The following is a 21,262-nucleotide window of genomic DNA, read 5'->3' on the forward strand; positions in this document are numbered from 1 at the left end:
CAAACTTGCGACGCGCATGGGCCCAGCACCCTAAACGCTCAACTCCAGCTTGGGCTCTATCCTTCGATCCGTGTGAACTCGGCTTCGATCAGCTCTCCGCTTTCGCGCCATTCACGGAATTGCTCACGCAGTTTATTTTGGGTATCGATGGCCACCTGAACGTCAGCGGCATTTGCGCCGAGCAAGGCAAAGTCCGGGAAGAAGTTTTTTTCGAATGAGGCATCCTGAATCATTGCCAGCAGTTCTTCACGTTGAGTGTTGAAGTTGTCGACCATCTCGGTGATGGCCTTTCTGAACTGTTCTTCACGTTTCTTACGTTCGTAGCTATCCCAGGCTTCAAGCGCCAGGCCAGCCACCGACAAGATCCCGTTGAGGTTCTTCGCCAGATTGACCGCCCCCCAAGGCTTGAACTTGAGAGCCTTGCCCAAATCTACTCCGAGAGTTTTTGCCACGCTGACGATGCCGTCACGAGCCGCCAGGATACTGCCGTTGTTGATCAAGTTGCCCTTGATGACGTAGTTAACGCCCTGCTTGCCCAGGTTGATCACGTTCGTGTTGAAGTGATCGATTTCGGAGTCGAAGCTCAGACGCATACGGCTCAACTCTTGGCTGACCCCGTTGAGTTGACGATCGAATTCATTCTGCAAACGAGTGGTCACCATCACGCCATCGCGGCCTATTTCGCGCTCGAAAAACTCCTTGAAGGTCTCTTGGGTCAAGCCTTCTGCGCGCATGATCAGCCCGGAAAAATAGCGGGTCACAAACTCGCGCAAGCCGATGCGCACCTCTCCAATCTGTCCTTTGGCACCATCGAGCTGTCGGGTGAGCGTGCGGCTCACGCCGGTCAGGCGCTCTACTTCGTCGCCCAGGCGTTGGTCGTTTTCCACCGCCACGGGTAGTTCCTTGTGTAGTACATTGAGGATCACGCTCTTGCGTGCCTGCTCCACAATTGCAGCTGGCCCTCCACTGGATTGAATTTTTCCGGCAGTGGCTTGCTGTAAGGTGCCAATGTGCGACAGCGTCTTGAACTGGCCCAGACGTTCGAGCCAGTAATCCGTACCCATGTCGAACGGATTCGCTGCTACCGCAACGATACTCAGTGCAGCTACCTCCGCATCATTGGCACCGATGGATTCGCGCAGACGGTTTTCAACGTTGTGGCGCTTGACCTGCAGATGCTGCGCGTAGCTGGACTCATCCTCCACGTCTGCCACTTCATCGAAGCGGCTCAACACGAAGACCGTACGCGGCAGCAGGTCAAGCGTTCGGAAAAGCCAGTTCAAGTCGTCTTTGTGGCTGTCCTTGATCGGGTTGGTGGAGTTCATCACATAGAGCACCAAGTGCGCTTCGCTCACGTATTTGCGCGTGATGTCCTTGTACTTTTCCACCGCATCGATATCGGCGTTGTATTGTTCCTTGAAGCCGAACAGACCAGGGGTGTCGATCAACACAAAGTTGTCATCCACTTCGTAGACTTTTACTTCGTTCGACGACTCCTGCTGACTGATATTCATGCTGGATTTGTCGAGACGTTCCATCCACGCAGCAGCGATGGACGTCTTCCCCTCAGAGAAGCCACCAATCAACGCAATCTTAAGTTTTTCATCGGCCAGGTTTTGGCTGGCATGCTCGAGTTTGCTCAACAGCGTTGGGTCTATGTTGACCCCTAGCGCCAATCCCTGCTCAAGAAACACTTGCAGTTTCCCCAGCAGCGCCAAGGCCTTGTTGTTCTGGTTCAGGAAGAGTTCCAAGGTCGAATTCATTGTGCAGTTCCTTATGCTTTGAGATCGTTGGCGATTTTTTTCAAGCCTAGATGGGCGGCGTCGAGTTTCTGATTGATGTGTTTGGCTTGCAGGGCGGGCTGCTGCAGGACGGAACAGATCTGTTCTATTTTCTCTTTGAGTGGCGGCAGCGCGTCTGCGAGGGTTTCGCGGAAGCTGTCGCGAATCGCCTCACAGGCGCTGTCCAGATTGGTATCGGTGGCCTTGCGCTGCTGACCTTTCTTGTAGTCGTCGTCAAAAAAGCTCCACAAGGCTTTTGCGAGGCTGATGAGTAACGTCACTGCGCCAAGCGTCATCAGCACCCAACCCACAGGGTTCCAGATCAGGGCAGCTCCACCTGCCAAAGTGGCCAGCAACCCTACCGCGTTGATACCGTTATCGATATTCACGTTCAGGCTGAAGTCTCCCGCCAGACGTGCCTTACCGATCTGCGAATAGCCGGCCAGCAAGTCCTTTGCGTGCGATTCAAAACGCTCAACGATTTCACTGACATTCTTCTCAAACAGATCGAGTTGCTTATCCAAGGCTCCAGGTAATTTGTCTTGAAGTGCGGACTGCTCGCTCTCGAATACGCTTTCTAGTACCGTTTTGAAGTCATCATTACTGATGTTGTCATCAATTCGGTCGTAGACGCGGTTTCGCACGATGTCTTCAAATTCTCCGATGGCTTGTTCGCCCGCATTGCTCAGCCGGCTATTGAGGGACTTGAACGCAATCCGCAATTGGTGGCTAGCGTTCTCGGCTTCTTCATTCAGTTTTTTTGTCAGCGGCGCAAACTGCGTTGTCTGGATGGTTTTTACTTCTGAGCAAACGTCCGTTATCGCGAGTTGAACCTTGTTCATGTTCGAACGGCGTATTTTGGCTTTTACATCAGTAACCAGGTCTTGGGTGAGGTGCTTGTAGAACGGCTTGACCCCTGATTTTTCCAGCAGCACATCTGGTGTCATTGCATCCAGGAATTTTTTGCGACTGCTGGCAGTGGTGGAGCGAGGCACTAGGCAGTCGGCTGCGGCATAAAACGCAGGTAGCGCGCAAAGTGTCATGCTGCGTTGGTAATGATCTCCCAGTTGTCTGCGCATGATCTGGTCTAGGTCATTTAGACTGGCCTGCTCGTCAGAGCTGATCAGGGTCGGTTTTTTTAACGCCATCGGGTTGGTGATGCGCTTGTTGTAGAGCGCCCATACTTCCGTCTGCGCACCTAGTTGCGCCTGGATTTTCTCAAGCGTACCGGGGCGTCCCGCATCGCCGGTCTGTGGTGGCGCCGCTTTAGACGTTACATAGAACACAGCATGGGCACGCTTGAGCGCCTTATTGATCTGTTCACTGACTTTGGTTTCATTGCCTTCGATGCCTGGCACATCGAGCAACTGGAAGTGTTGCCCCTGCGATTCGAATACGTATGCCTGGGTCTCTCTAGTGAAGTCAGCACGGCCATCACCGATGATGCTGCCATCTTCAAATGCCGCCAGTTGCTGCAAACTGTCCAGTGCCGTTGAATGGCGTTGACGGGTTTGGCTCAGTTGGGATTCTAGGGTCTCGCCCTGCTGACGCAGCTTTGTCAGTTCGGTCTCCCGCTGCAAAGGCAAAACGCTGCTCCCGGCCTGTAACTGCGCCAGAGCGATCTCTCCGGGTAGTTTACGTACCAGATTGAGTATGCGCTGGATGAGACCAGCACTACGTTTCTGCTCTTCGATACTCAGACGTAGAGTCTCTTCCTGAAGTTGCTGCTCGACCTTGCGCTGTTCATGCCGGGTATCGGCTGCGACTGTTTCGTTCTTTGTCTCAGCCAACCGGTGCCCCAGCGTCTCGATTTCAGATTCCAGTGCCTGCAACGCTTCCTCACTCAGGCCTGACTGTTGCTGAAGAGCTATAAAACGCTGGCGTTGTTCGCGCTTGGTGGTTTCCTTTAGCAAGATGCGTAGCGTTTCGATCAGCGTCGATTTGCCAGCATTTGTTTCGCCATAGAACGCAACGGTGAAGGTCTTGTGTTCAGCATTGTCCTTCAGCTCTTTGATTGCCTTGGTCAGCGCCTGTTCGATAATCTGCAGTTTGCTTTGCGCCTCTGCCTGAGCCGACGCCAGGGCGGGATCGTCTACCTCTCGAGCTAAGGCTTTGAGCAAATTACTGACGTGATCGACAAGTTTGAGATAGAGGCCCTCAGAGATATCTTCAGCTGCAGTCATGGTGTCTTCCTGTCTGACTAAAATGTGTTCAACTGATCGCCGAGATCTGTTGATGACTGAAATTCAAGGTGGTGCAGGTGATTCAAGCTGTGCGTGCAAGCCCCCACGAAAACTTGATCTTGATAGGGCGTATACGCAGCTGTGCATGGGATATAGAGCACTCCAACCGTCCTTGCTGGCTCAAGTGGGGGGCCTGCAAGTGCGACATAGTGCTGGCCTCTGGCTATCGGCATTGCGAGCCCAGACTTTAGAGCGCGCGGATGCAGGCAGGCCCCTACAAAAGGCTGGCTGATCGCGCGGGATACAGTCTTAAGAGGCTGAGCTGACCATCACCAAGCCGGCCAGCGGTACGGTCACCGCGATTTGATATCGTCGCACGGACAAGTATCCGTAAACGTTCACTCTGCCTGCCAGCTTCTCGGGCCAACTGGAAAGTGCAGCGCGGACTATTGACCTTAGTTAAACTGCAATCACTTCGCGCATGGGTCCATACTTGAATAATGGTGTGGTGCAGACTCGACGGTAAGGTTGCTCAGTTTGGGATTCCTGATTTTTAAATTTTTACGCGGAGCATGAGTTGATCCCTCAAATAAAATAACTCACTCGAATATCCGCCCAGCCATCCCTAAGTATAAATTACCGTGTTCTTATACTAAACCCTTCAACAGGAATTTCTTCGCTTCTATTGTAAATTGGCAACAAGCTAAAGTCGATGTTTTCAAGGGTTTCGCAGTTCCATACCTTCATTTGGGCTGCTTCATACAGCATGCCTAAAGTCATTGCCGTCTTTGCACGCCGATCTTTAGATCTGAAAAGTACGAAGATGTCAGTTCCTTCTGGCTTGAAATAACGATAGCGGTCGTAGTCGCCAGGATCAACGCCAAAGTGTTCGAAAAAATCTTCCATGAAGTCACTGGCATCGTCACCGTCAAGCCCTAGATCCCAACTGACTCTAGTGGCGAGGCTGAGAGTTTCAAATGCTTTTTTGCTGAATCCAACATAAAAGTAGATTCTCTCTATGAGGTAGTTAAGTATGTCATGGTTCAGATCGTTTCTATCCATCTTAAAAAACCTGATCTTGTTCATCCACGATGGAGTTGTAGGTGTTCACCGTTACGTATCCTATCTTGCCTAGCTCGTATGCAGTATAGGACCATCCAATAACGGGTGTTGCCCGTGCGATGAAGCCACCAATGCTTCGTGTCCATCGGAGGTGTGGCGGAAACCATCCTGTAAGAGAGGGTGCTCTGAAGCTTCCAGGAAACTTGCGGTTGTTTAAAGTGCGCCGCATGACTATAGACATGATGGAGGTATTGTTAATCGCTCCGCCAGGCTTTGTTCTAGTGGGTATTATGTTGGCACCCAAGACGATGGCTAGTGCGGCGCCTACATCGTCCAGTCCAAATTCATCCATTGCCACCTCTGTGGCAATAACAAATAGTAGTTCATTTGCAGTTAGTCCGCAGTCACCGTCATAGCAATATATTCTAGCCACTTAAACTATCCTTATGCGTAAGTGCTATTTCGTATTTGATCCCAGCCACCGGAGATCTGCCCAATTATCAAACCGGTGCTTCGGCTTTGCTGTGAGTACTGCATGCTGACCTTGGCATAGTTGAATCTAACTACCTCCTCGGGAAAGTTTGAGGGTGATCGCTCGAATAGATTGCCGGAAAAGACACCGCTTATGATGACTTCGTCGAACACATATTCTAAATATTTTTGCTTATCACTGCCTGCACGGCGTACGCATAGCTTCATTTGCTTGATATGTCTGCCTGCGCAGCATGCTTCGAGGATTTTTGGAGTCGCACTGTCAGCGAGTTTTACAATACTGAAGTCGCTTAAATAGACCCTGGATACGGTGGCCCCGCCTGCAGAGCTTGCAGTCCTTGACACTGATTGAGAAGCTGATAGGCAAAACGTATTAATCTCAATCCAGTTTTTGCAGTGTGAGTCCGTAGACTCTCCGCTAATGCCATCAATCCAAAGATATGCATCAATACTCATTCCTGCTCCTTGGAATATCTCTTAATGTAATTCATTGACGTCGTACGATAGCACAACTCATACATTTGAGACTCGTCGTTAGGCACCTTTCGCCAGTGCGGGTTGACGTCACGTAGGTGCTCACCTGAACTCGCAAAGCCAGGCACCTTAAGGTGCGCGAGCTATGCTCCTTACGAAAAGTAGCTGCGCATCGGTGATGCTGCATTGAAGGAAGGCTTGTGTGTGAGTCCACTGAATCCCACCCACAAAAAAAGACGCCCTAGGGCGTCTTCATTTGCAATTTGGTGGAGCCGGGGGGATTTGAACCCGCATCCAGCCCTTTGGCAGCAAGGCCTTCAGGCTCAAGGCTGGCATAAAGCTGTCATTCATAGCATATTGTCACATGCGCCTCGAACTCGTCGTGTTAAGTGGATGAAGTTTAGGGCCGTTGATGGGTAATCCCCATACAACCAATCTGACCAGAGTGATGGAACGCCATGGGACTAGCTACCAGGAATGTTTTTATTGATACGGAATGGTACGTAAGGTCAGGCTTGGATTTCTCCAGCAAAACCATAAAAAGCTTTGTCGATATTTGTTCGGCAGGCCAAATATCACACATCACAACCAGTATCGTCGCCAAGGAAGTAGAGGGAAAAATAGTTGATCATGTCAAAGACACGGTTGACGGGATTACAAAGCTTCAGCGAAAGGTTCGTTCTGTTTCCGGAGTGGAAGGGCTTCCGTTAGCCGGATATTTAGTAAAAATTGACGAGGCGGAACTTCGCGATAAAGCCGTAGGCCTGTTTCGTAATTTTTTACTGCGCAGCGAAGCTACTTTACTGGGGCTGGATAAGGTTAATTCGAATGCGGTATTTAATGATTACTTTAATCAGCAGCCACCGTTTGGCGCAGGCAAGAAGAAAAGTGAATTTCCTGATGCTTTTAATATGGCCTGTCTGTCTAGCTTTGTAGGAGCTGATGCAGGGTTGTACGTGATTTCTCAAGATCAGGACCTGATAAGCTACTGCGAAAAAAATTCACGATACATTTTGGTTAGCAGTCTTGAGAAGTTTCTTGATATATACTACGAACACATGGATACCGTCAGTGTTGCGATAAAGGCCCATGCACTGATAGAGGCTCCCAGTATAAAGCAGTTAGTGAAAGGTTCGTTGGAGGCCGAAGGTGCGTTTAATGGTGCAGCTTGGGAAGACTCTGAGGTGCAAGACTTTGTTGTGACAAAAGTAGAGCTTTCCGAGCCTTCTGTAGTTTCTCTATTTGAAGATAGCTGTACTCTTACTTTTGAAGCTAATGTAGAGTATTCAGTTAGCGTCTCTGGTCCTGATTACTCTAACGGTTTGTATGATAGAGAGGATGATGTAATACACACCTTTGGTAACACTGTTCGACAAGATTATGGTGAGGCCTCTTTTGAAGTCGAGGTGGACGCTTATTATATGGCATTGGAATCTGGCATAGTCTTTCACAATATTGAAGTAACTTTAGGTGTTCATGGTCCCTTAGAGGTTTATGTGGAAGAGACCGCTACGGACTACGATTGACTAAGGCAACTCACTCGCTGAGGGTTCAGTAATGCGGCCTGGGCTAAACATACTTTCCGCTTTGTTTCCTGCATCCGTATTGGCTGCAGGCATCCACCTACCATAAACCCTAGCGATCATGGTCCAGTCACTGTGTCCCATTTGCTTTGCCACCCACATAGGGTGCTCCCCTGCCGTCAACATCATTGATGCGTAGGTATGCCGGGTCTGATAAGGACGGCGGTACCTAACGCCGGCCTTTTTCATCGCAGGCACCCACATTGTCTTCCGGATCGGCCCGTCGCCGGTCCAACGTTCAAGCGTGCGGGGGTTCTGGAACACTTCAGCATCAGCCAGGAAAGTGTGTGCCTTCTGCGCTTTTAACGCCTCCATCGCTGGCCTCAGAAGTTTTACGGATCTGCGTCCAGCTGCAGTCTTCGTCACCTCGGCCTGACCCTTTGCTGCTTGCGTCATGGCCCGGCTCACCATCACCTCCTCGCGCAGCCAGTCCATATCCCCCCAATCCAGTGCAACCAGTTCGCTGGTGCGCAAGCCTGTCCATAGTGCGAATTGCATCATGTTTCGTGCCTGTCCGTTGAGCGCCGCCAGCACAGCCTGCTGCTCCTCTGGGCTGAACGGATCTACGTCATCGTCCTTGGCCGGTGCTTCCTTCCGGGAATACGTCCATCCAGCCAACGGGTTCATCTCGATCAGCTCTTCCTCTGCTGCATCAGTCAGGGCCGATCTGAGACAGCTCTGGATGTTGCTCAGCGTCTTGTTGCTGACTTCCAAGGTGCTCAGCCAGTCCCGCACGTCTTTCCGTTTTAGCTCGACCACCATGTGCTCGCCCAGAGCCGGCGCCAGGCGCAACTCCACGATCTTGCGGTAGCCGTCAAACGTACTACTTGATACGTGCCGCTTCTTACCGTCCAGCCAGCGAGTCAGGAAACCTGCCACTGTTTCCCGGTTCGCCTCGGGCGCAAACTTCGCGGCCCTGGGCGAACCGGGAAACGTTACCGAATAATCGAACCCACCAATCGATATCGCATGCTCGATCGCCGCCTTGTGCTGCTCGGCCTGCTGCCTGCCACGATTGTTGGCTTTCGCAAAATCAGGTTGTGGTTATGCATCCAACGTATTTAACGACGCTTGGGTGCAATTCGATTTCATAAGCGTCCGCCGTTGCTATTCACTGCTATGTTCAAAGCAGCCAGCAGGAGCTGGGGCAGCACCAAGGAGAGGTCATGGAATGCACCACAACAGCGGATGAGGTTTACGGCCCGCGCAATGCCAAGCTCGGCAAGCGAGCGGTGGACGGTAATATCTGGTCGGGCACAACGATGATTTTCAGAATCATCGATGACCGGGTCTACTCAATGCACGAGCAGTACCTGGGCAGGCTCAAGTACGGCATGGCGATGACTGACAGGGGAGAGCTGATTTTCATGGTGCGGTAGGGCTGGGGCTATTGTTAGGCCAGCCGAGCGGCATGCCGTCATCGCGCATCAAGTGAGGGGGAAGGTCTTCACGCAGACACATGGGCATGGTTCCTGGCACGCCACATGAGTGGCATCCGCTGGGCATGCCTCGACATATGGAATGCAGCACAGGAAAGCCGCTTCTGCAGCGATCTTTCGTTACGTCGTACTCCGAGCAAGGAATTCTTTCGGGCATGACTTCGTCCTTGCCGCACACGCGGCTAATCTAAGGTAAATGAAAAGATTGGTCTAGAACGCAGGTTTCCAACCATTGGTCAGACCGAACCGGTCGTTTCGCTGCTTAGGTTGTCTATCCTCTTAGATGGGAAATAGACCCGTGTTTTCTGGTCAGGCCATCTAAAGGGATATTTAAAGTGCCAAATGATGAATTTCGCTTCAGGGCTCATGAGCTCTTGGTGGAGCTGGACGCATCAATCGCTAAAATGATGATGATGGTTGCTGCGAAGGAAATTGAAGGCGCTTTTTGGGCAGAGGCAACTAACCGCCATTATCAAGCGTTTTTAGCGTGGCATGACTTCATCGCGGCTTCCGACGACGCTACAGAATCTATACCCGCTATTCATTGAGCCTTCCCGCGGAGCCTCGAAGCAGCTAAGTGCGTTCAGCTGCGTAATTTCTGACCATTCCCATATCTCGCTCACGGCGTAATGCACCTGAACTCGACGACCCAGACCCACGGGTTTGAGTTCCAAGATTCAGCACCGTTGATAGATGACCAGAGCCCGCCAAAAACAGAGGTGCCTATCTTCTGTGCTTCCTCTTGATTTGCACCAAAGAGCCAGAACTGGCGAACTTCGCAGCCTTCCCGCTGGACCTGGGCGAGGCTGATTTCCTGCAGTCGTTCAACCCGAATGGCGGTGATCTCCAGCAGGATGCGGCTGACCCAGCGCGGCATGTGAATGGATGCAGCCCACGGCCAACGTGGTACAGAGCAACCTGGCAGCCGGCGACGTTATCGAAATGGTGTCGGCGGTGGAAATCATGGGTTCGTCGCGCGGCATTTTGGCTTGGGAGGCTGAGTTGACCATCACCAAGACGGTCAACGGTGCATCGTCCACGTTCTACTATCGGTCGATGGACAAGTACCAAGAGCCGTTCACCATGCCGGCCAGCTTTTCCGGGGCGCTGGAAACGCAGCGCGGCACGATTGACCTGAGTGAAACCGTGATCACATCACGCATGGGCCTGTACCTGGCAGCAGGCGTTCCGCAGGACTCGACGGTCAAGGCCGCGCAGTTCGGGATACGAAAGGTGTAAGCCCGCTTAGAGCGCTAAACCTTTTCACCCCATCTTTCCGGGCTGATTCCAGCACCTCTCATAACCTCGCGATGCTGCCCGATGACGTACTTCTGTGAGTTGATTGTCGCCCAGGAATCGCAAGCGTCGCGCAGCAGATCAGATATCCGGCTGTCCGCGTCTCTCAGCTTTACCCTGAGCTTGTCACGCTCGAGCGCCGCATCGTTGTGCATGTCTATGAGCTTCGTGACGTGCTTGCGATATCGGTCGACCTCGTCGCGCAGCAGTCTGTTTTCTTCCGCCACCAAGTGAGCGTGCTGTTTAAGCATCTGTTCCTCGGTGGGGCAAAACGGCCAGTCTTCGGCGTAGTCGATGTTCATGGTGGATGACTCTCGATAGCTGTATGTGCATACAGTATTTGAGTCTTTCAGCTTTGGGGAGTGGTATTCGTCGGCAGGACGCCGGAGATTGGTGAGTTCTGGAATTGGCGACTGAGCACCCAAAAAGGGCTTACTGAGTAGATTGTCCGTAAGCCCTGACTTCTAAATTGGTGCCCGTGAGCTGATATTATCGATGTTAGCCTTGAAGAAAGGGAAGCAATGCTAAAGCTGTAGGCCCTGAGACGAGTATCAGGCTCTGGGAGAACGTCACGAGCTCATTGGCTTTCCCTATTGCGTCTACCATTCGCTTGACCACGCTCATCCCTTTTTCGGAGGATTTCCCGATTAAGTCGCTGTGCCTGTGAATAGACGCGATTGCCTCATCGACAGTACCTTCTAGATCTGCGGTGCCGCCGGTCATGTAGTCCAAAAGAGACTTTCTGATAGCCTCAAGGTGCTTAACAAAAAGCTTTTTAACGTCAGAATTTAAGTCGGATTTGAGGCATTCACTCAGCAAAGTACTGAGCTTCTCGACGAGTTCAGCAATTTTTGCAGCGTTTTCCGGCTGCGCTGCGGGAAATTCTAACCTCAATGCCAAGTCGCCAAATTTGAGGGCGGACATAGTTTCAACGTTTAGTAGCGATTTGTACTGCTGCCACGGAGTGTCCAAGGAGCAGGTAGAGAGAAGCTTGTCGATATTTTTAAATGGAGACAGGTAAGGACTCTTGTCGCCTTTAACATACGTCTCAATTGCATTCCTTGCAGTCACGGAAAGCTCCATCAGCATCCCTAAGCCCTGTACCAAAAGTCGAGGCTCGTTGGGCTTGCATCCTAGTACCGTGGCCCAAGCGTATAGGGAGGAGATGTTCCCAGACAAATCTGCAGCTTTAGTCATGTACCCCAGAAGCTTGCCCACCGGGTTGTTAGTGTTTTCCGTTGTCATTTATCACCTTCTCCGTGCTGTCATTAAGTGGGCATTACCAAGCCAAAACGGCCCCTAAAGGCACAAAAAAGGCACTTGCGATAAACGCTAAGTGCCTGATTTGTATAGCTTGTTTGGTGGAGCCGGGGGGATTTGAACCCCCGTCCGCCAGTACTCCGCTGTCGGTACTACATGCTTAGCCGTGTCTATTAAGTTAACCCTCAGCGACCCGACGGGCAGGGTGCTTTGGGCGAGTTGCGTAAGTTTTAGTCGCTTCGTCCGCAACGTACTAGGCGACGATCCTGTTCTATATGACAATCATTTCGGGTTTACAGGCATCCCCTGATGATTGCTGGAGCCGAAGCTACCAGAAGGAAGGCTAGCACCGCTTACGCGGCGAGAGCGTATTCCCCGTAGGTTTCGTCATTGGCAACTATAGAAAGTTGCAACAGTGGATTTACGAGTTCTGTTACCAACTCGGCATGCACCTAAAGTTTCATCACCGGCGTCGAATCCAAATCGGCCCCGAGATTGCTTTCGCAATCGCTGGGACGGAGTGTACGCCGATTGGCGTGCCACGTCGACCCGTTTGCTGCAATCGGTCAGGCCAGCCTGGTAGCGGGCCTGACCGAGGGGGTTACTTGGTGCCTTCGCTGCCCGAGCCAGTGTTCTTCAGCGAGGTGATCACTTTGGTCGTGATCTGAACGCATTTTTCCTCGTCGTTGGCAGCTTGAGCTTCCTTAGCGCTTTTCTCGGTCTTTTCAAGCATGGTCTTGTTTTCCGGGCTCAGGTTGGTGCCGGAAGACGCTTGAGCATTTTCGATGGTCTTGATGTTTGCAGCACACAAATCATCGGCGGCAAAAACCGGTGAAGCCAACAGGGCGGCGCTGAGGAACAATCCAGTGAGGGCGGTACGCTTCATGTGTCTCTCCTTATAACCTGTGGACTCGGTATGGCCGGTCGTTGACGCCGTCGCCCGAGGGTTTTGAAAGCCCGTTGAGTGTTGGGCCTAAAGGATTGACTGTGCTGTAACGCAGGCGTTCTATTTTATTTTCAGGCAGGTGCGAAAAAGCCACATCAGACGGTTGAGGCACCAGAGTGGGGCGATCTTCGCGCTGAGGTTGCGATTAGGCGGGGGCGATAAAAGAGAAGAATGGAGTGAAGTTGTGGTGCGCCAGATGCCCGACTCCAGGCATTTGGCGCTGGCAAGGGGCTAGTCGTCCTTGCCTTTGGAGCGCACGGCACGCTGCAGCTCACGGTCCGAGTCACGTTCGCGCTCTGTGTGGCGCTTGTCGTATTCCTTTTTACCTTTACCCAAAGCAATTTCGCACTTGATCAGGTGCTGCTTCCAGTAGAGGGAAAGGGCGACGCAGGCGTAGCCTTTTTGCTGAACCGATGAGGTGAGCTTTTCAAGCTCGCGCTGGTTCAGCAGCAATTTGCGGGTGCGTGTCGGGTCAGCGATGACGTGCGTGCTGGCAGTCTTGAGCGGTGTGATGTGGCAGCCCATCAACCAGGCCTCACCGTCCTTGAGCAGCACGTAACTGTCGACCAGCTGTACCTTGGTGGCACGCAGGCTTTTTACTTCCCAGCCAGACAGGACCAGACCGGCCTCGAACTTGTGTTCGATGAAGTAATCGTGACGCGCTTTCTTGTTCTGCGCGATGGTCCCTGTAGGGTGTTTCTTGAGCTTAGCCATAGGGGGCGCATTATAGGGAGTTGCATCAATGTCGGCTACGGGAAAGCGTGTGCTTGAGCACAAAGGTTGAATCCCGGACAATGCGCGATCTTTTTTGGCTGGGCGTTTCAATAATGTCGACGGACAAGGTTTCGGTCCACGGTAGCTGGGCAAGCCGCTGGGTGTTCATCCTGGCCGCCACTGGCTCCGCCGTGGGGCTGGGCAGTATCTGGAAATTCCCGTACATGGTCGGTGCCTATGGCGGCGGCGCCTTTGTGCTGGTGTTTCTGGCGTGCATCGCGCTGATCGGCATTCCGGTCATGATCGCCGAGACGCTGATCGGGCGTCGTTCGCGGCTCAGTCCTGCCAACGCGCTCAAGACGCTGGCGGTGGAGGCGGGGCATTCGGCGCGCTGGTCCTGGGGCGCCTTTGCCGGAATGATCACTGCGCTGCTGATCCTCTCCTTTTATAGTGTGGTGGGCGGCTGGTCGCTGGATTACATCATTGACATGGGGCGCGGCGATTTTCAGGGTGTGTCGCCGGATCAGGTGGGGGCGTATTTCGGCGCAGTGATTGCCGACCCTTGGCGTCTGATTCTGTGGCACACCGTCTTCATGCTGCTTTCTGCTGTGGTGATCGGCAAAGGCGTCGAGGCGGGCCTGGAAAAAAGCCTGCGCATCATGATGCCGATGCTGTTCCTGCTGATGCTGGCGCTGTTGGGCTATAGCCTGACCACCGGGCACTTCATGGAAGGCGTGCATTTCATGTTCGACTTCAACCCGGACAAGGTGCTGGATGGTTTGCTGCCGGCAATGGGGCATGCGTTCTTTTCCTTGAGCGTCGGTGTCGGCTCGATCATGGTCTACGGCGCGTACATGACCAAAGGCGCCTCGATCAGCACCACCGTGGTTGGCATTGCGTTGCTCGACACGTTTGTTTCGTTGCTGGCCGGGCTGGCGCTGTTTCCGATTGTGTTTGCCGCAGGTCTGAACCCGAGTGAAGGCCCCGGCCTGATGTTCGTCACCTTGCCTTACGCGTTCGGCAACGTCGCGTTTGGTCAGCTGATGGGCGTCGTGTTCTTCGTACTGGTGGCCGTCGCGGCCTGGAGTTCGGCGATTTCACTGCTTGAGCCGATGGTGGCTTATCTGGTCGAACGCACGCGTGTTCGCCGGGGCTGGGTCACGTTCTGGCTGGCATTTACCTGCTGGTTTGTCGGCCTCGGCACGGTGTTTTCTTTCAATATCTGGCAAAAAGCGAAGTTTTTCGTGAACGATGGGGGTGTATTCCACCTCTACCAATGGGGCGCATCGACTGGCCTGGACTTCTTTGGAGTCATTGATTTCTTCACTTCGCGGATCATGCTGCCGCTGGGTGGTTTGTGTTTCGTGGTATTCGCTGGCTGGGTGATGAACCGTGAGGCGGTGCGCGACGAATTGTCGATTCGCAGCCCATTGCTCTTCAACCTGACCTTCTTTTTGATGCGCTACGTGGCGCCGCTCGGCATTCTTGTGGTGTTTGCCGCTCAGCTCTGGAAATGACGCTCACATGACTACGCACATACAACGCTCTGCCTTACTGCCTTACCCGGCCAGGTTTCTTTACGACCTGGTCAACGACGTGGCTCGTTATCCCGAGTTTTTGCCGTGGTGTTCGTCGGCCACCGTGCTTGAATCCAGCGAAGCGCAGATGCGCGCGAGCCTGGAAATCGCTAAAAGCGGCCTGAGTCAGAAATTCATGACGCGCAATACGCTCATTCCTGGCGAGTCGATCGTGATGGATCTGGTCGAAGGGCCGTTCGAACAGTTTCACGGGGTCTGGACGTTCAAGCCGCTGGGTGAGAAGGCCTGCAAGATCAGCCTCGACCTGTCTTTTGATTACGCCGGGACCATCGTTCGCGCAACGCTGGGGCCGCTGTTCAATCAGGCGGCCAATACGCTGGTGGACGCGTTCTGTCAGCGAGCGAAAGAGCTGCATGGCTGAGGCATCGATTCAGATTGAAGTGGTGTATGCCACGGTGCAGCGGCAAGTGCTGATGACGGTTGATGTTCCGGCTGGCTCGTCAGTGCGTCAGGCGTTGGCGGTGTGTGGCATGGATCGGGAGTTTCCCGAGCTGGACTTGGCTCATTGCGCGGTAGGTATTTTCGGCAAAGTGGTCGCCAATCCTGCTGAGCGCTTGCTGGAAGCGGGGGAGCGGATCGAGATTTATCGTCCCCTGTTGGCCGACCCGATGGAGATCAGGCGCCTGCGTGCTGCCAAAGCGCGTGAAAAAAGAGGGTTGCCTGGCTGAACATTCGCTGAAGAAACCCACAAAAAAGCCCGGCATGCCGGGCTTTTTGCTGAGCGCCTGAAGACTAACGAGAGTTAGTGTCCAGCGGTTCCTGAGTCGGGACCGGTACGGTCTCGACGCTGTCCACATCCTTCTGGATGGTGTCCAGCAGCGAGCCTGGTTTGGCTGGCTCTTCTGGTTTTTGCTCAGGCTGAGTCTCTGCCTGCGTGGCGGTATCGCTGCCTTTGCCGAGGATGGCCTCATCGCGGCTGACGCCGGGCATGAAGTCACCGGACAGACTGACAAGCTGGTCGCTGTCGTTGAATACCAGACTGACACGCTCCTGCTGGCGTTCACCGCCACCTGGCTGCAGGCTGTAAAGGTAATCCCACCGGTTGGAGTGGAAAGTGTCGGTCAACAGGGGGTTGCCCATGATAAACCGTACTTGCCGCCGGGTCATTCCGGGGCGCAACTGGTCTATCATGTCCTGCGTGACGACATTACCCTGCTGGATGTCGATTTTGTAAACCCCGGGGAATGAACAACCGGCGAGTGCGAGCAGTCCCACGAAGGTGAAACTGGTTAGCAAGAGCTTGGTGTTTTGCATCGGTGGGCGACTTCCACTATCTTGGCTGGGACAACGTAAACCCCGATCATACCTGCATTAAGAGAAGCTGCGAAGCAGCGTCTGCGAGAAAGCTGACCATGGTTGAAAATAGCGAACTACGTAAAGCAGGACTCAAGGTAACATTGCCGAGGGTTAAAATACTCCAAATGCTCGATTCTGCCGAGCAGCGCCACATGAGCGCCGAGGATGTCTACAAGGCCCTCATGGAGGCAAGCGAGGACGTCGGCCTGGCCACGGTTTACCGTGTCCTGACCCAGTTTGAGGCAGCGGGATTGGTGGTTCGCCACAATTTCGACGGTGGTCATGCTGTGTTCGAGCTGGCTGATGGCGGCCACCATGACCACATGGTCAATGTGGAATCCGGCGAAGTGATCGAGTTCTTCGACGAAGAAATCGAGAAGCTTCAAAAGGCTATTGTCGAAAGACACGGCTTTGATCTGGTGGATCACAATCTGGTGCTCTACGTCCGTAACAAAAGGGCGTAACACCTGGCGACAAAGGCGACCTCGGGTCGCCTTTGTGCTTTCTGTTGCTCAGCTTTTAGCCGTGACGACCATTTTTTTGGCGTGAGCCAGAGATTCCTTGGTCAGGTCAATGCCGCCCAGCATCCGTGCCACTTCTTCTATACGTTCGGTCTTGGTGAGTTTCGACACGGCAGTGCGCGTGGCGTCGTTGTCTCTGACCTTGTGTACGAACAAATGCTGATGGCCCTGCGCAGCCACCTGTGGCAAGTGGGTAACCGTCATCACTTGCCCGCGCTCGCCCAGGCGGCGCAAGAGTTGGCCCACGATTTCGGCGGTGGGGCCGCCGATACCGACGTCAACCTCGTCAAACACCAGCGTTGGCACGCGCGAGGTCTGCGCAGTAATCACCTGGATGGCGAGGCTGATCCGTGACAACTCACCCCCCGAGGCGACTTTTGCCAATGCCTTGAGCGGTTGTCCCGGGTTGGCGCTGACCAGCAGTTCGACCTGCTCCAGGCCGTGTGGAAGCGGTTCTGACTGGGCGTTGGGCTTGAGGTCGATCTGGAAGCGACCGCCCGGCATGCCCAGGCGATGAATTTCCTGCTCCACCGCGTTCGCCAGTTTCGTCGACGAAGTGTGGCGCAGATCGCTCAGCTCGCGGGCTTTTTCCTGATAGTGACGGGCGAAGGCCTGGACTTCGTGCTCCAGGCGCTCGATGGATTCGTCGTTGGCGTTCAGCGTTTCTATTTCATCCAGCAGCTTCTGTTGCAGCGTCGCGACTTCGCCGGGCTGGATGCGATGTTTGCGCGCCAGTGTATAGATAGCATCGAGGCGCTCTTCAAGCTGTTGCAGTCGGGCCGGATCGGCGTCGAAGTGATCCAGAAAGCGATTCAGTTCGCCCACGGCTTCTTCTACCTGAATCTGGGCGCTGGACAGCAAGCCTGTTGCCTCGCTCAATGCTGTCGGCGAATGGTCCACGCTGCCGAGTCTGTGCAGGCTCGCGGTCAGGGCATTCAGTACATTTCCGGAATCGCTTTCACTGCATTGCTCGACGACCTGTCGGCAGATGCTCAGCAGGCTTTCGGCGTTGGTCAGGTCTTTGTGTTCCTGCTCAAGCTGTTCAAGCTCGTTCTCGCCGAGGCTCAGGCTTTCCAGCTCTTCAAGCTGATAGCTAAGCAACTGATGGCGCGCGCGCTGCTCGTCGCCGGAGTTTGAAAGACGCTCCAGTTCTTGCCGCGTCTGGCGCCAGCGCTGGGCCGCAAGGTGGACCTGGCGGGCGAGGTCGGTTGCGCCGGCGTACTCGTCCAGCAGGCGACGGTGGGTGTCGGTCTTGAGCAGCGACTGATGCTCATGCTGGCTGTGAATGTCGATCAGCAATTCGCCCAGCGCTTTCAGGTCGCCCTGCGGGCAGGGCGACCCGTTGATATAAGAGCGCGAACGACCTTCGGCGGTAATCACGCGGCGCAGGATGCAGGGGCCGTCGTTGTCCAGGTCACGCTCTTTCAGCCAGGCCTCGGCCTCGGGAATATCGCCCAGGTCGAACGTGGCAAGGATGTCGGCCTTGTCGGCACCTGGCCTGACCACGCCGCTGTCGGCCCGGTCGCCCAGTGTCAGCCCCAGAGCGTCGAGCATGATCGACTTGCCAGCGCCGGTTTCGCCGGTGATGACGCTCATGCCCCGATCCAGTTCAAGATCAAGGTGTTCGACGATGGCGTAGTTGTGTACGGAAAGATGCACCAGCATTGAGCGGCTCCCGGGCTGTTTGTCTGGTTATTTATACAGTGTTTTATTTGCTGCTGACAATGCTCTTGCTTAGCTCGATTTGATCGGTTTCAACAGGTTTTTAGTCCCTGTTGCTCGCCGGGGCCATTTTCTGCGCGGCCGGAAGGCGGATTTTTTGTCAGGGAATACGTATCTCGATCACTTGGCACCCTTGAAGCCGAAAAATCCGGTCCCATATAGAGGGCAGAAGCGCGAATCGGGATCGCGGACGTTTTTAGAGGAGAACATTTATGGCTGACGAACAGAATCTGGATGCGCAGGCTCAGGATCAGGCTGCCGAGGCAGGCGCGGGTGAAGATCTGACAACTCGCGTGCAAGTGCTCGAAGAGCAACTTGTTGCCGCGCAGGATCAATCCCTCCGGGTGGCTGCGGATCTGCAGAACGTCCGCCGCCGTGCCGAACAGGATGTTGAAAAGGCGCATAAGTTTGCGCTGGAAAAATTTGCCGGTGATCTGTTGCCGATCATCGACAGCCTGGAGCGAGGCCTTGATCTGTCCAGCCCGGACGATGAAAGCATTCGCCCTATGCGCGAAGGCATCGAACTGACCTTGAAGATGTTTCAGGACACTCTCAAGCGCTATCAGTTGGAAGCCATTGATCCGCACGGTCAGCCATTCAGTGCCGAACAGCACCAGGCAATGGCCATGCAGGAAAGTGCCGATGTAGAGCCCAATACGGTGCTCAAAGTGTTTCAGAAGGGTTATCAGCTTAACGGTCGTCTGCTGCGCCCGGCCATGGTCGTGGTCAGCAAGGCACCGTCGCCTGCAACGCCGTCAATCAACGAGCAGGCTTGAAATCAGCTGTAAGGCCCCCATTTAAAGGTCAAGCGTTTAAGAGCTACCGCACGGTGTCAATGCACTTGCGGCAATCACATTCAAAATTTTGCAAGTTTCGGGAGAGTCAAGATGGGCAGAATTATCGGTATCGACCTGGGGACTACCAACTCCTGCGTCTCCATTCTGGAAAACGGTAACGTCAAGGTTATCGAGAACGCCGAAGGTACTCGCACCACGCCTTCGATCGTTGCTTATGCCAACGACGGTGAAATTCTGGTCGGTCAGTCCGCCAAGCGTCAGGCTGTGACCAATCCGCACAACACACTGTATGCGGTAAAGCGTCTGATCGGTCGTAAGTTCGACGAAGAAGTCGTTCAGAAAGACATCCAGATGGTCCCTTACAAGATCGTCAAGGCTGACAACAACGACGCCTGGGTTGAAGTGAATGGCCAGAAAATGGCGCCTCCTCAGATTTCGGCTGAAATTCTGAAAAAGATGAAAAAGACTGCCGAAGATTACCTCGGTGAAGCGGTTACCGAAGCGGTCATCACCGTTCCGGCCTACTTCAACGACAGTCAGCGTCAGGCAACCAAGGATGCTGGCCGTATTGCTGGTCTGGACGTCAAGCGCATCATCAACGAGCCTACCGCAGCCGCTCTGGCGTACGGTATGGACAAGGCCAAGGGCGATCACACTGTAATCGTTTATGACCTGGGTGGCGGTACGTTCGACGTGTCGGTTATCGAGATTGCCGAAGTGGATGGCGAGCATCAGTTCGAAGTACTGGCAACCAACGGTGATACGTTCCTTGGTGGTGAAGACTTCGATATTCGTCTGATCGATTACTTCGTTGACGAATTCAAGAAAGAAAGCGGCATGAGCCTCAAGGGCGACCCGCTGGCGATGCAGCGCCTGAAAGAAGCTGCTGAAAAAGCCAAGATCGAGCTGTCTTCCAGCACCCAGACCGAAGTGAATCTGCCGTACATCACCGCAGATGCTACCGGTCCTAAGCACTTGGTTGTGAAGATCTCGCGCTCCAAGCTGGAATCGCTGGTTGAAGACCTGGTTCGCCGCACCATCGCACCTTGCGAAATGGCACTTAAAGATGCCGGCATCGACAAGAGCAAGATCAACGACGTGATTCTGGTCGGTGGTCAGACCCGTATGCCGCTGGTTCAGAAGCTGGTGACCGATTTCTTCGGTAAAGAAGCGCGCAAAGACGTCAACCCGGACGAAGCTGTTGCAATGGGTGCTGCCATCCAGGGCGCGGTGCTGGCCGGTGATGTGAAAGACGTTCTGCTGCTGGACGTCAGCCCGCTGACCCTGGGTATTGAAACCATGGGTGGCGTGATGACTGCGCTAATCGAGAAAAACACCACGATTCCTACCAAGAAATCTCAGGTGTTCTCGACTGCCGACGACAACCAAAACGCCGTGACCATTCACGTGCTGCAGGGTGAGCGTAAGCAAGCGTCGCAGAACAAGTCGCTGGGCAAGTTCGATCTGGCCGAGATTCCACCTGCTCCACGTGGCGTGCCGCAGATCGAAGTGACCTTCGACATCGACGCAAACGGCATTCTGCACGTTGGCGCGAAAGACAAGGCGACCGGCAAGCAGCAGTCCATCGTGATCAAGGCCAACTCCGGTCTGTCCGAGGAAGAGATTCAGCAGATGGTTCGTGATGCAGAAGCCAACTCTGAAGAAGATCGCAAGTTCGAAGAGCTGGCCTCTGCCCGTAACCAGGGTGATGCGCTGGTCCACTCGACTCGCAAGATGATCGCTGACGCAGGTGACAAGGTCACTGCTGAAGAGAAGACGGCTGTTGAGGCGGCTCTGGTTGCTCTGGAAGCGGCCATCAAAGGCGATGACAAGGCAGCCATCGAAGCCAAGGTCGAAGAGCTGTCGAAGGTTTCCGCGCCAATCGCTCAGAAGATGTACGCCGAGCAGGCCGAGAATCCGGAAGCGGCTGCCAAGCCTGCTGAAGAAACTGCCAAGGCTGACGATGTTGTCGACGCCGAGTTTGAAGAAGTGAAAGACCACAAGTAAGCGCAGGCTCACTTGAACGCCGGTTGACCTCTTTCGAGCGGTGGCTGGTAGGATGTCGCCGCGCGGGAGCTTGCTCCCGCGTTGGCGTGTC

Annotated in this window: 21 protein-coding genes, 1 other RNA gene and 2 pseudogenes; 10 read left to right on the forward strand and 14 right to left on the reverse strand. The window is 54.0% G+C overall.

Features of this window, described 5'->3' with window-relative positions:
• Window positions 1-56: 56 nt before the first annotated feature.
• The 5 genes from BW686_RS01935 to BW686_RS01955 all read right to left on the reverse strand — a co-directional run bounded on the left by BW686_RS01935 (window position 57) and on the right by BW686_RS01955 (window position 5,974).
• Window positions 57-1,763, reverse strand: coding sequence for a LeoA/HP0731 family dynamin-like GTPase (locus tag BW686_RS01935; RefSeq protein ID WP_084913977.1), 1,707 nt, complete (start codon window positions 1,761-1,763; stop codon window positions 57-59).
• 11 nt (window positions 1,764-1,774) lie between these two features.
• Window positions 1,775-3,964, reverse strand: a complete 2,190-nt coding sequence (locus BW686_RS01940) for a hypothetical protein (RefSeq protein WP_084913978.1) — start codon at window positions 3,962-3,964, stop codon at window positions 1,775-1,777.
• Window positions 3,965-4,600: 636 nt separating this feature from the next.
• Complete coding sequence (locus tag BW686_RS01945) at window positions 4,601-5,050, reverse strand: DUF1493 family protein (protein WP_179149143.1); 450 nt, start codon at window positions 5,048-5,050, stop codon at window positions 4,601-4,603.
• On the reverse strand, window positions 5,028-5,459 hold the full coding sequence (locus BW686_RS01950) for an STM2901 family protein (protein WP_084913980.1): 432 nt from the start codon (window positions 5,457-5,459) through the stop codon (window positions 5,028-5,030). Before BW686_RS01950 ends, BW686_RS01945 begins: the two co-directional genes overlap by 23 nt.
• A gap of 11 nt (window positions 5,460-5,470) precedes the next feature.
• The gene (locus BW686_RS01955) at window positions 5,471-5,974 is read right to left on the reverse strand and encodes an Hcp family type VI secretion system effector (protein WP_084913981.1); all 504 of its coding nucleotides are present in this window, start codon (window positions 5,972-5,974) and stop codon (window positions 5,471-5,473) included.
• A gap of 476 nt (window positions 5,975-6,450) precedes the next feature.
• On the opposite strand from BW686_RS01955, the gene BW686_RS01960 reads away from it, so the two are divergent.
• Window positions 6,451-7,518, forward strand: coding sequence for a PIN domain-containing protein (locus tag BW686_RS01960; protein WP_084913982.1), 1,068 nt, complete (start codon window positions 6,451-6,453; stop codon window positions 7,516-7,518).
• Here the strand turns inward: BW686_RS01960 and BW686_RS01965 are convergent.
• Window positions 7,519-8,586: pseudogene (locus tag BW686_RS01965) on the reverse strand (site-specific integrase); the annotation flags it as partial.
• A gap of 155 nt (window positions 8,587-8,741) precedes the next feature.
• Between BW686_RS01965 and BW686_RS01970 the strand changes: the two are divergent.
• Both BW686_RS01970 and BW686_RS01975 read left to right on the forward strand, forming a co-directional pair.
• Entirely contained in the window at window positions 8,742-8,954 is a 213-nt protein-coding gene (locus BW686_RS01970; protein WP_084913984.1) for a hypothetical protein, read from the forward strand.
• 395 nt (window positions 8,955-9,349) lie between these two features.
• A complete protein-coding gene (locus tag BW686_RS01975; protein WP_060409817.1) occupies window positions 9,350-9,562 on the forward strand; it encodes a hypothetical protein in 213 nt (70 codons plus the stop codon).
• 71 nt (window positions 9,563-9,633) lie between these two features.
• Here BW686_RS01975 and BW686_RS01980 read toward each other — a convergent pair whose 3' ends face one another.
• Complete coding sequence (locus BW686_RS01980) at window positions 9,634-9,891, reverse strand: hypothetical protein (RefSeq protein ID WP_084913985.1); 258 nt, start codon at window positions 9,889-9,891, stop codon at window positions 9,634-9,636.
• An 8-nt stretch (window positions 9,892-9,899) separates the two neighbouring features.
• On the opposite strand from BW686_RS01980, the pseudogene BW686_RS01985 reads away from it, so the two are divergent.
• Window positions 9,900-10,253: pseudogene (locus BW686_RS01985) on the forward strand (SGNH/GDSL hydrolase family protein); the annotation flags it as partial.
• A 14-nt stretch (window positions 10,254-10,267) separates the two neighbouring features.
• Here the strand turns inward: BW686_RS01985 and BW686_RS26745 are convergent.
• The 5 genes from BW686_RS26745 to smpB form a co-directional block, all read right to left on the reverse strand.
• Window positions 10,268-10,612, reverse strand: coding sequence for a hypothetical protein (locus BW686_RS26745; protein ID WP_179149144.1), 345 nt, complete (start codon window positions 10,610-10,612; stop codon window positions 10,268-10,270).
• A gap of 196 nt (window positions 10,613-10,808) precedes the next feature.
• Window positions 10,809-11,555: a hypothetical protein gene (locus BW686_RS01995; RefSeq protein ID WP_084913986.1), complete on the reverse strand. Its 747-nt coding sequence runs from the start codon at window positions 11,553-11,555 to the stop codon at window positions 10,809-10,811.
• A gap of 114 nt (window positions 11,556-11,669) precedes the next feature.
• Window positions 11,670-12,061, reverse strand: a transfer-messenger RNA (tmRNA) gene (gene ssrA / locus BW686_RS02000).
• A gap of 110 nt (window positions 12,062-12,171) precedes the next feature.
• Entirely contained in the window at window positions 12,172-12,456 is a 285-nt protein-coding gene (locus tag BW686_RS02005) for a hypothetical protein (protein WP_084913987.1), read from the reverse strand.
• 291 nt (window positions 12,457-12,747) lie between these two features.
• Window positions 12,748-13,230, reverse strand: coding sequence for an SsrA-binding protein SmpB (gene smpB, locus BW686_RS02010; protein ID WP_007249043.1), 483 nt, complete (start codon window positions 13,228-13,230; stop codon window positions 12,748-12,750).
• Between the two features lie 113 nt (window positions 13,231-13,343).
• Here smpB and BW686_RS02015 point away from each other — a divergent pair, with 113 nt between their 5' ends.
• From BW686_RS02015 to BW686_RS02025, 3 genes are read left to right on the forward strand one after another with little or no spacing between them, the layout of a single operon-like run.
• Complete coding sequence (locus BW686_RS02015; RefSeq protein ID WP_084913988.1) at window positions 13,344-14,747, forward strand: sodium-dependent transporter; 1,404 nt, start codon at window positions 13,344-13,346, stop codon at window positions 14,745-14,747.
• A 7-nt stretch (window positions 14,748-14,754) separates the two neighbouring features.
• Window positions 14,755-15,189: a type II toxin-antitoxin system RatA family toxin gene (locus tag BW686_RS02020; RefSeq protein ID WP_084913989.1), complete on the forward strand. Its 435-nt coding sequence runs from the start codon at window positions 14,755-14,757 to the stop codon at window positions 15,187-15,189.
• Window positions 15,182-15,496: an RnfH family protein gene (locus BW686_RS02025; RefSeq protein ID WP_084913990.1), complete on the forward strand. Its 315-nt coding sequence runs from the start codon at window positions 15,182-15,184 to the stop codon at window positions 15,494-15,496. Before BW686_RS02020 ends, BW686_RS02025 begins: the two co-directional genes overlap by 8 nt.
• A 64-nt stretch (window positions 15,497-15,560) precedes the next feature.
• On the opposite strand, the gene BW686_RS02030 is transcribed toward BW686_RS02025, so the two are convergent.
• Complete coding sequence (locus BW686_RS02030) at window positions 15,561-16,082, reverse strand: outer membrane protein assembly factor BamE (protein ID WP_084913991.1); 522 nt, start codon at window positions 16,080-16,082, stop codon at window positions 15,561-15,563.
• A gap of 98 nt (window positions 16,083-16,180) precedes the next feature.
• On the opposite strand from BW686_RS02030, the gene fur reads away from it, so the two are divergent.
• On the forward strand, window positions 16,181-16,588 hold the full coding sequence (fur, locus tag BW686_RS02035; RefSeq protein WP_007249039.1) for a ferric iron uptake transcriptional regulator: 408 nt from the start codon (window positions 16,181-16,183) through the stop codon (window positions 16,586-16,588).
• Window positions 16,589-16,636: 48 nt separating this feature from the next.
• Here the strand turns inward: fur and recN are convergent, their stop codons facing one another.
• Window positions 16,637-18,310 (reverse strand): DNA repair protein RecN, encoded by a 1,674-nt coding sequence (recN, locus tag BW686_RS02040; protein WP_084913992.1) that lies wholly within the window; start codon window positions 18,308-18,310, stop codon window positions 16,637-16,639.
• A gap of 269 nt (window positions 18,311-18,579) precedes the next feature.
• Here recN and grpE point away from each other — a divergent pair, with 269 nt between their 5' ends.
• A complete protein-coding gene (gene grpE, locus BW686_RS02045) occupies window positions 18,580-19,143 on the forward strand; it encodes a nucleotide exchange factor GrpE (protein ID WP_084913993.1) in 564 nt (187 codons plus the stop codon).
• A gap of 111 nt (window positions 19,144-19,254) precedes the next feature.
• Complete coding sequence (gene dnaK / locus BW686_RS02050) at window positions 19,255-21,171, forward strand: molecular chaperone DnaK (RefSeq protein WP_084913994.1); 1,917 nt, start codon at window positions 19,255-19,257, stop codon at window positions 21,169-21,171.
• The last annotated feature ends 91 nt before the right edge of the window (window positions 21,172-21,262 follow it).

The sequence above is a fragment of the Pseudomonas syringae genome, assembly GCF_002157375.1.
GTDB classification, from domain to species: Bacteria; Pseudomonadota; Gammaproteobacteria; order Pseudomonadales; family Pseudomonadaceae; genus Aquipseudomonas; species Aquipseudomonas syringae_T.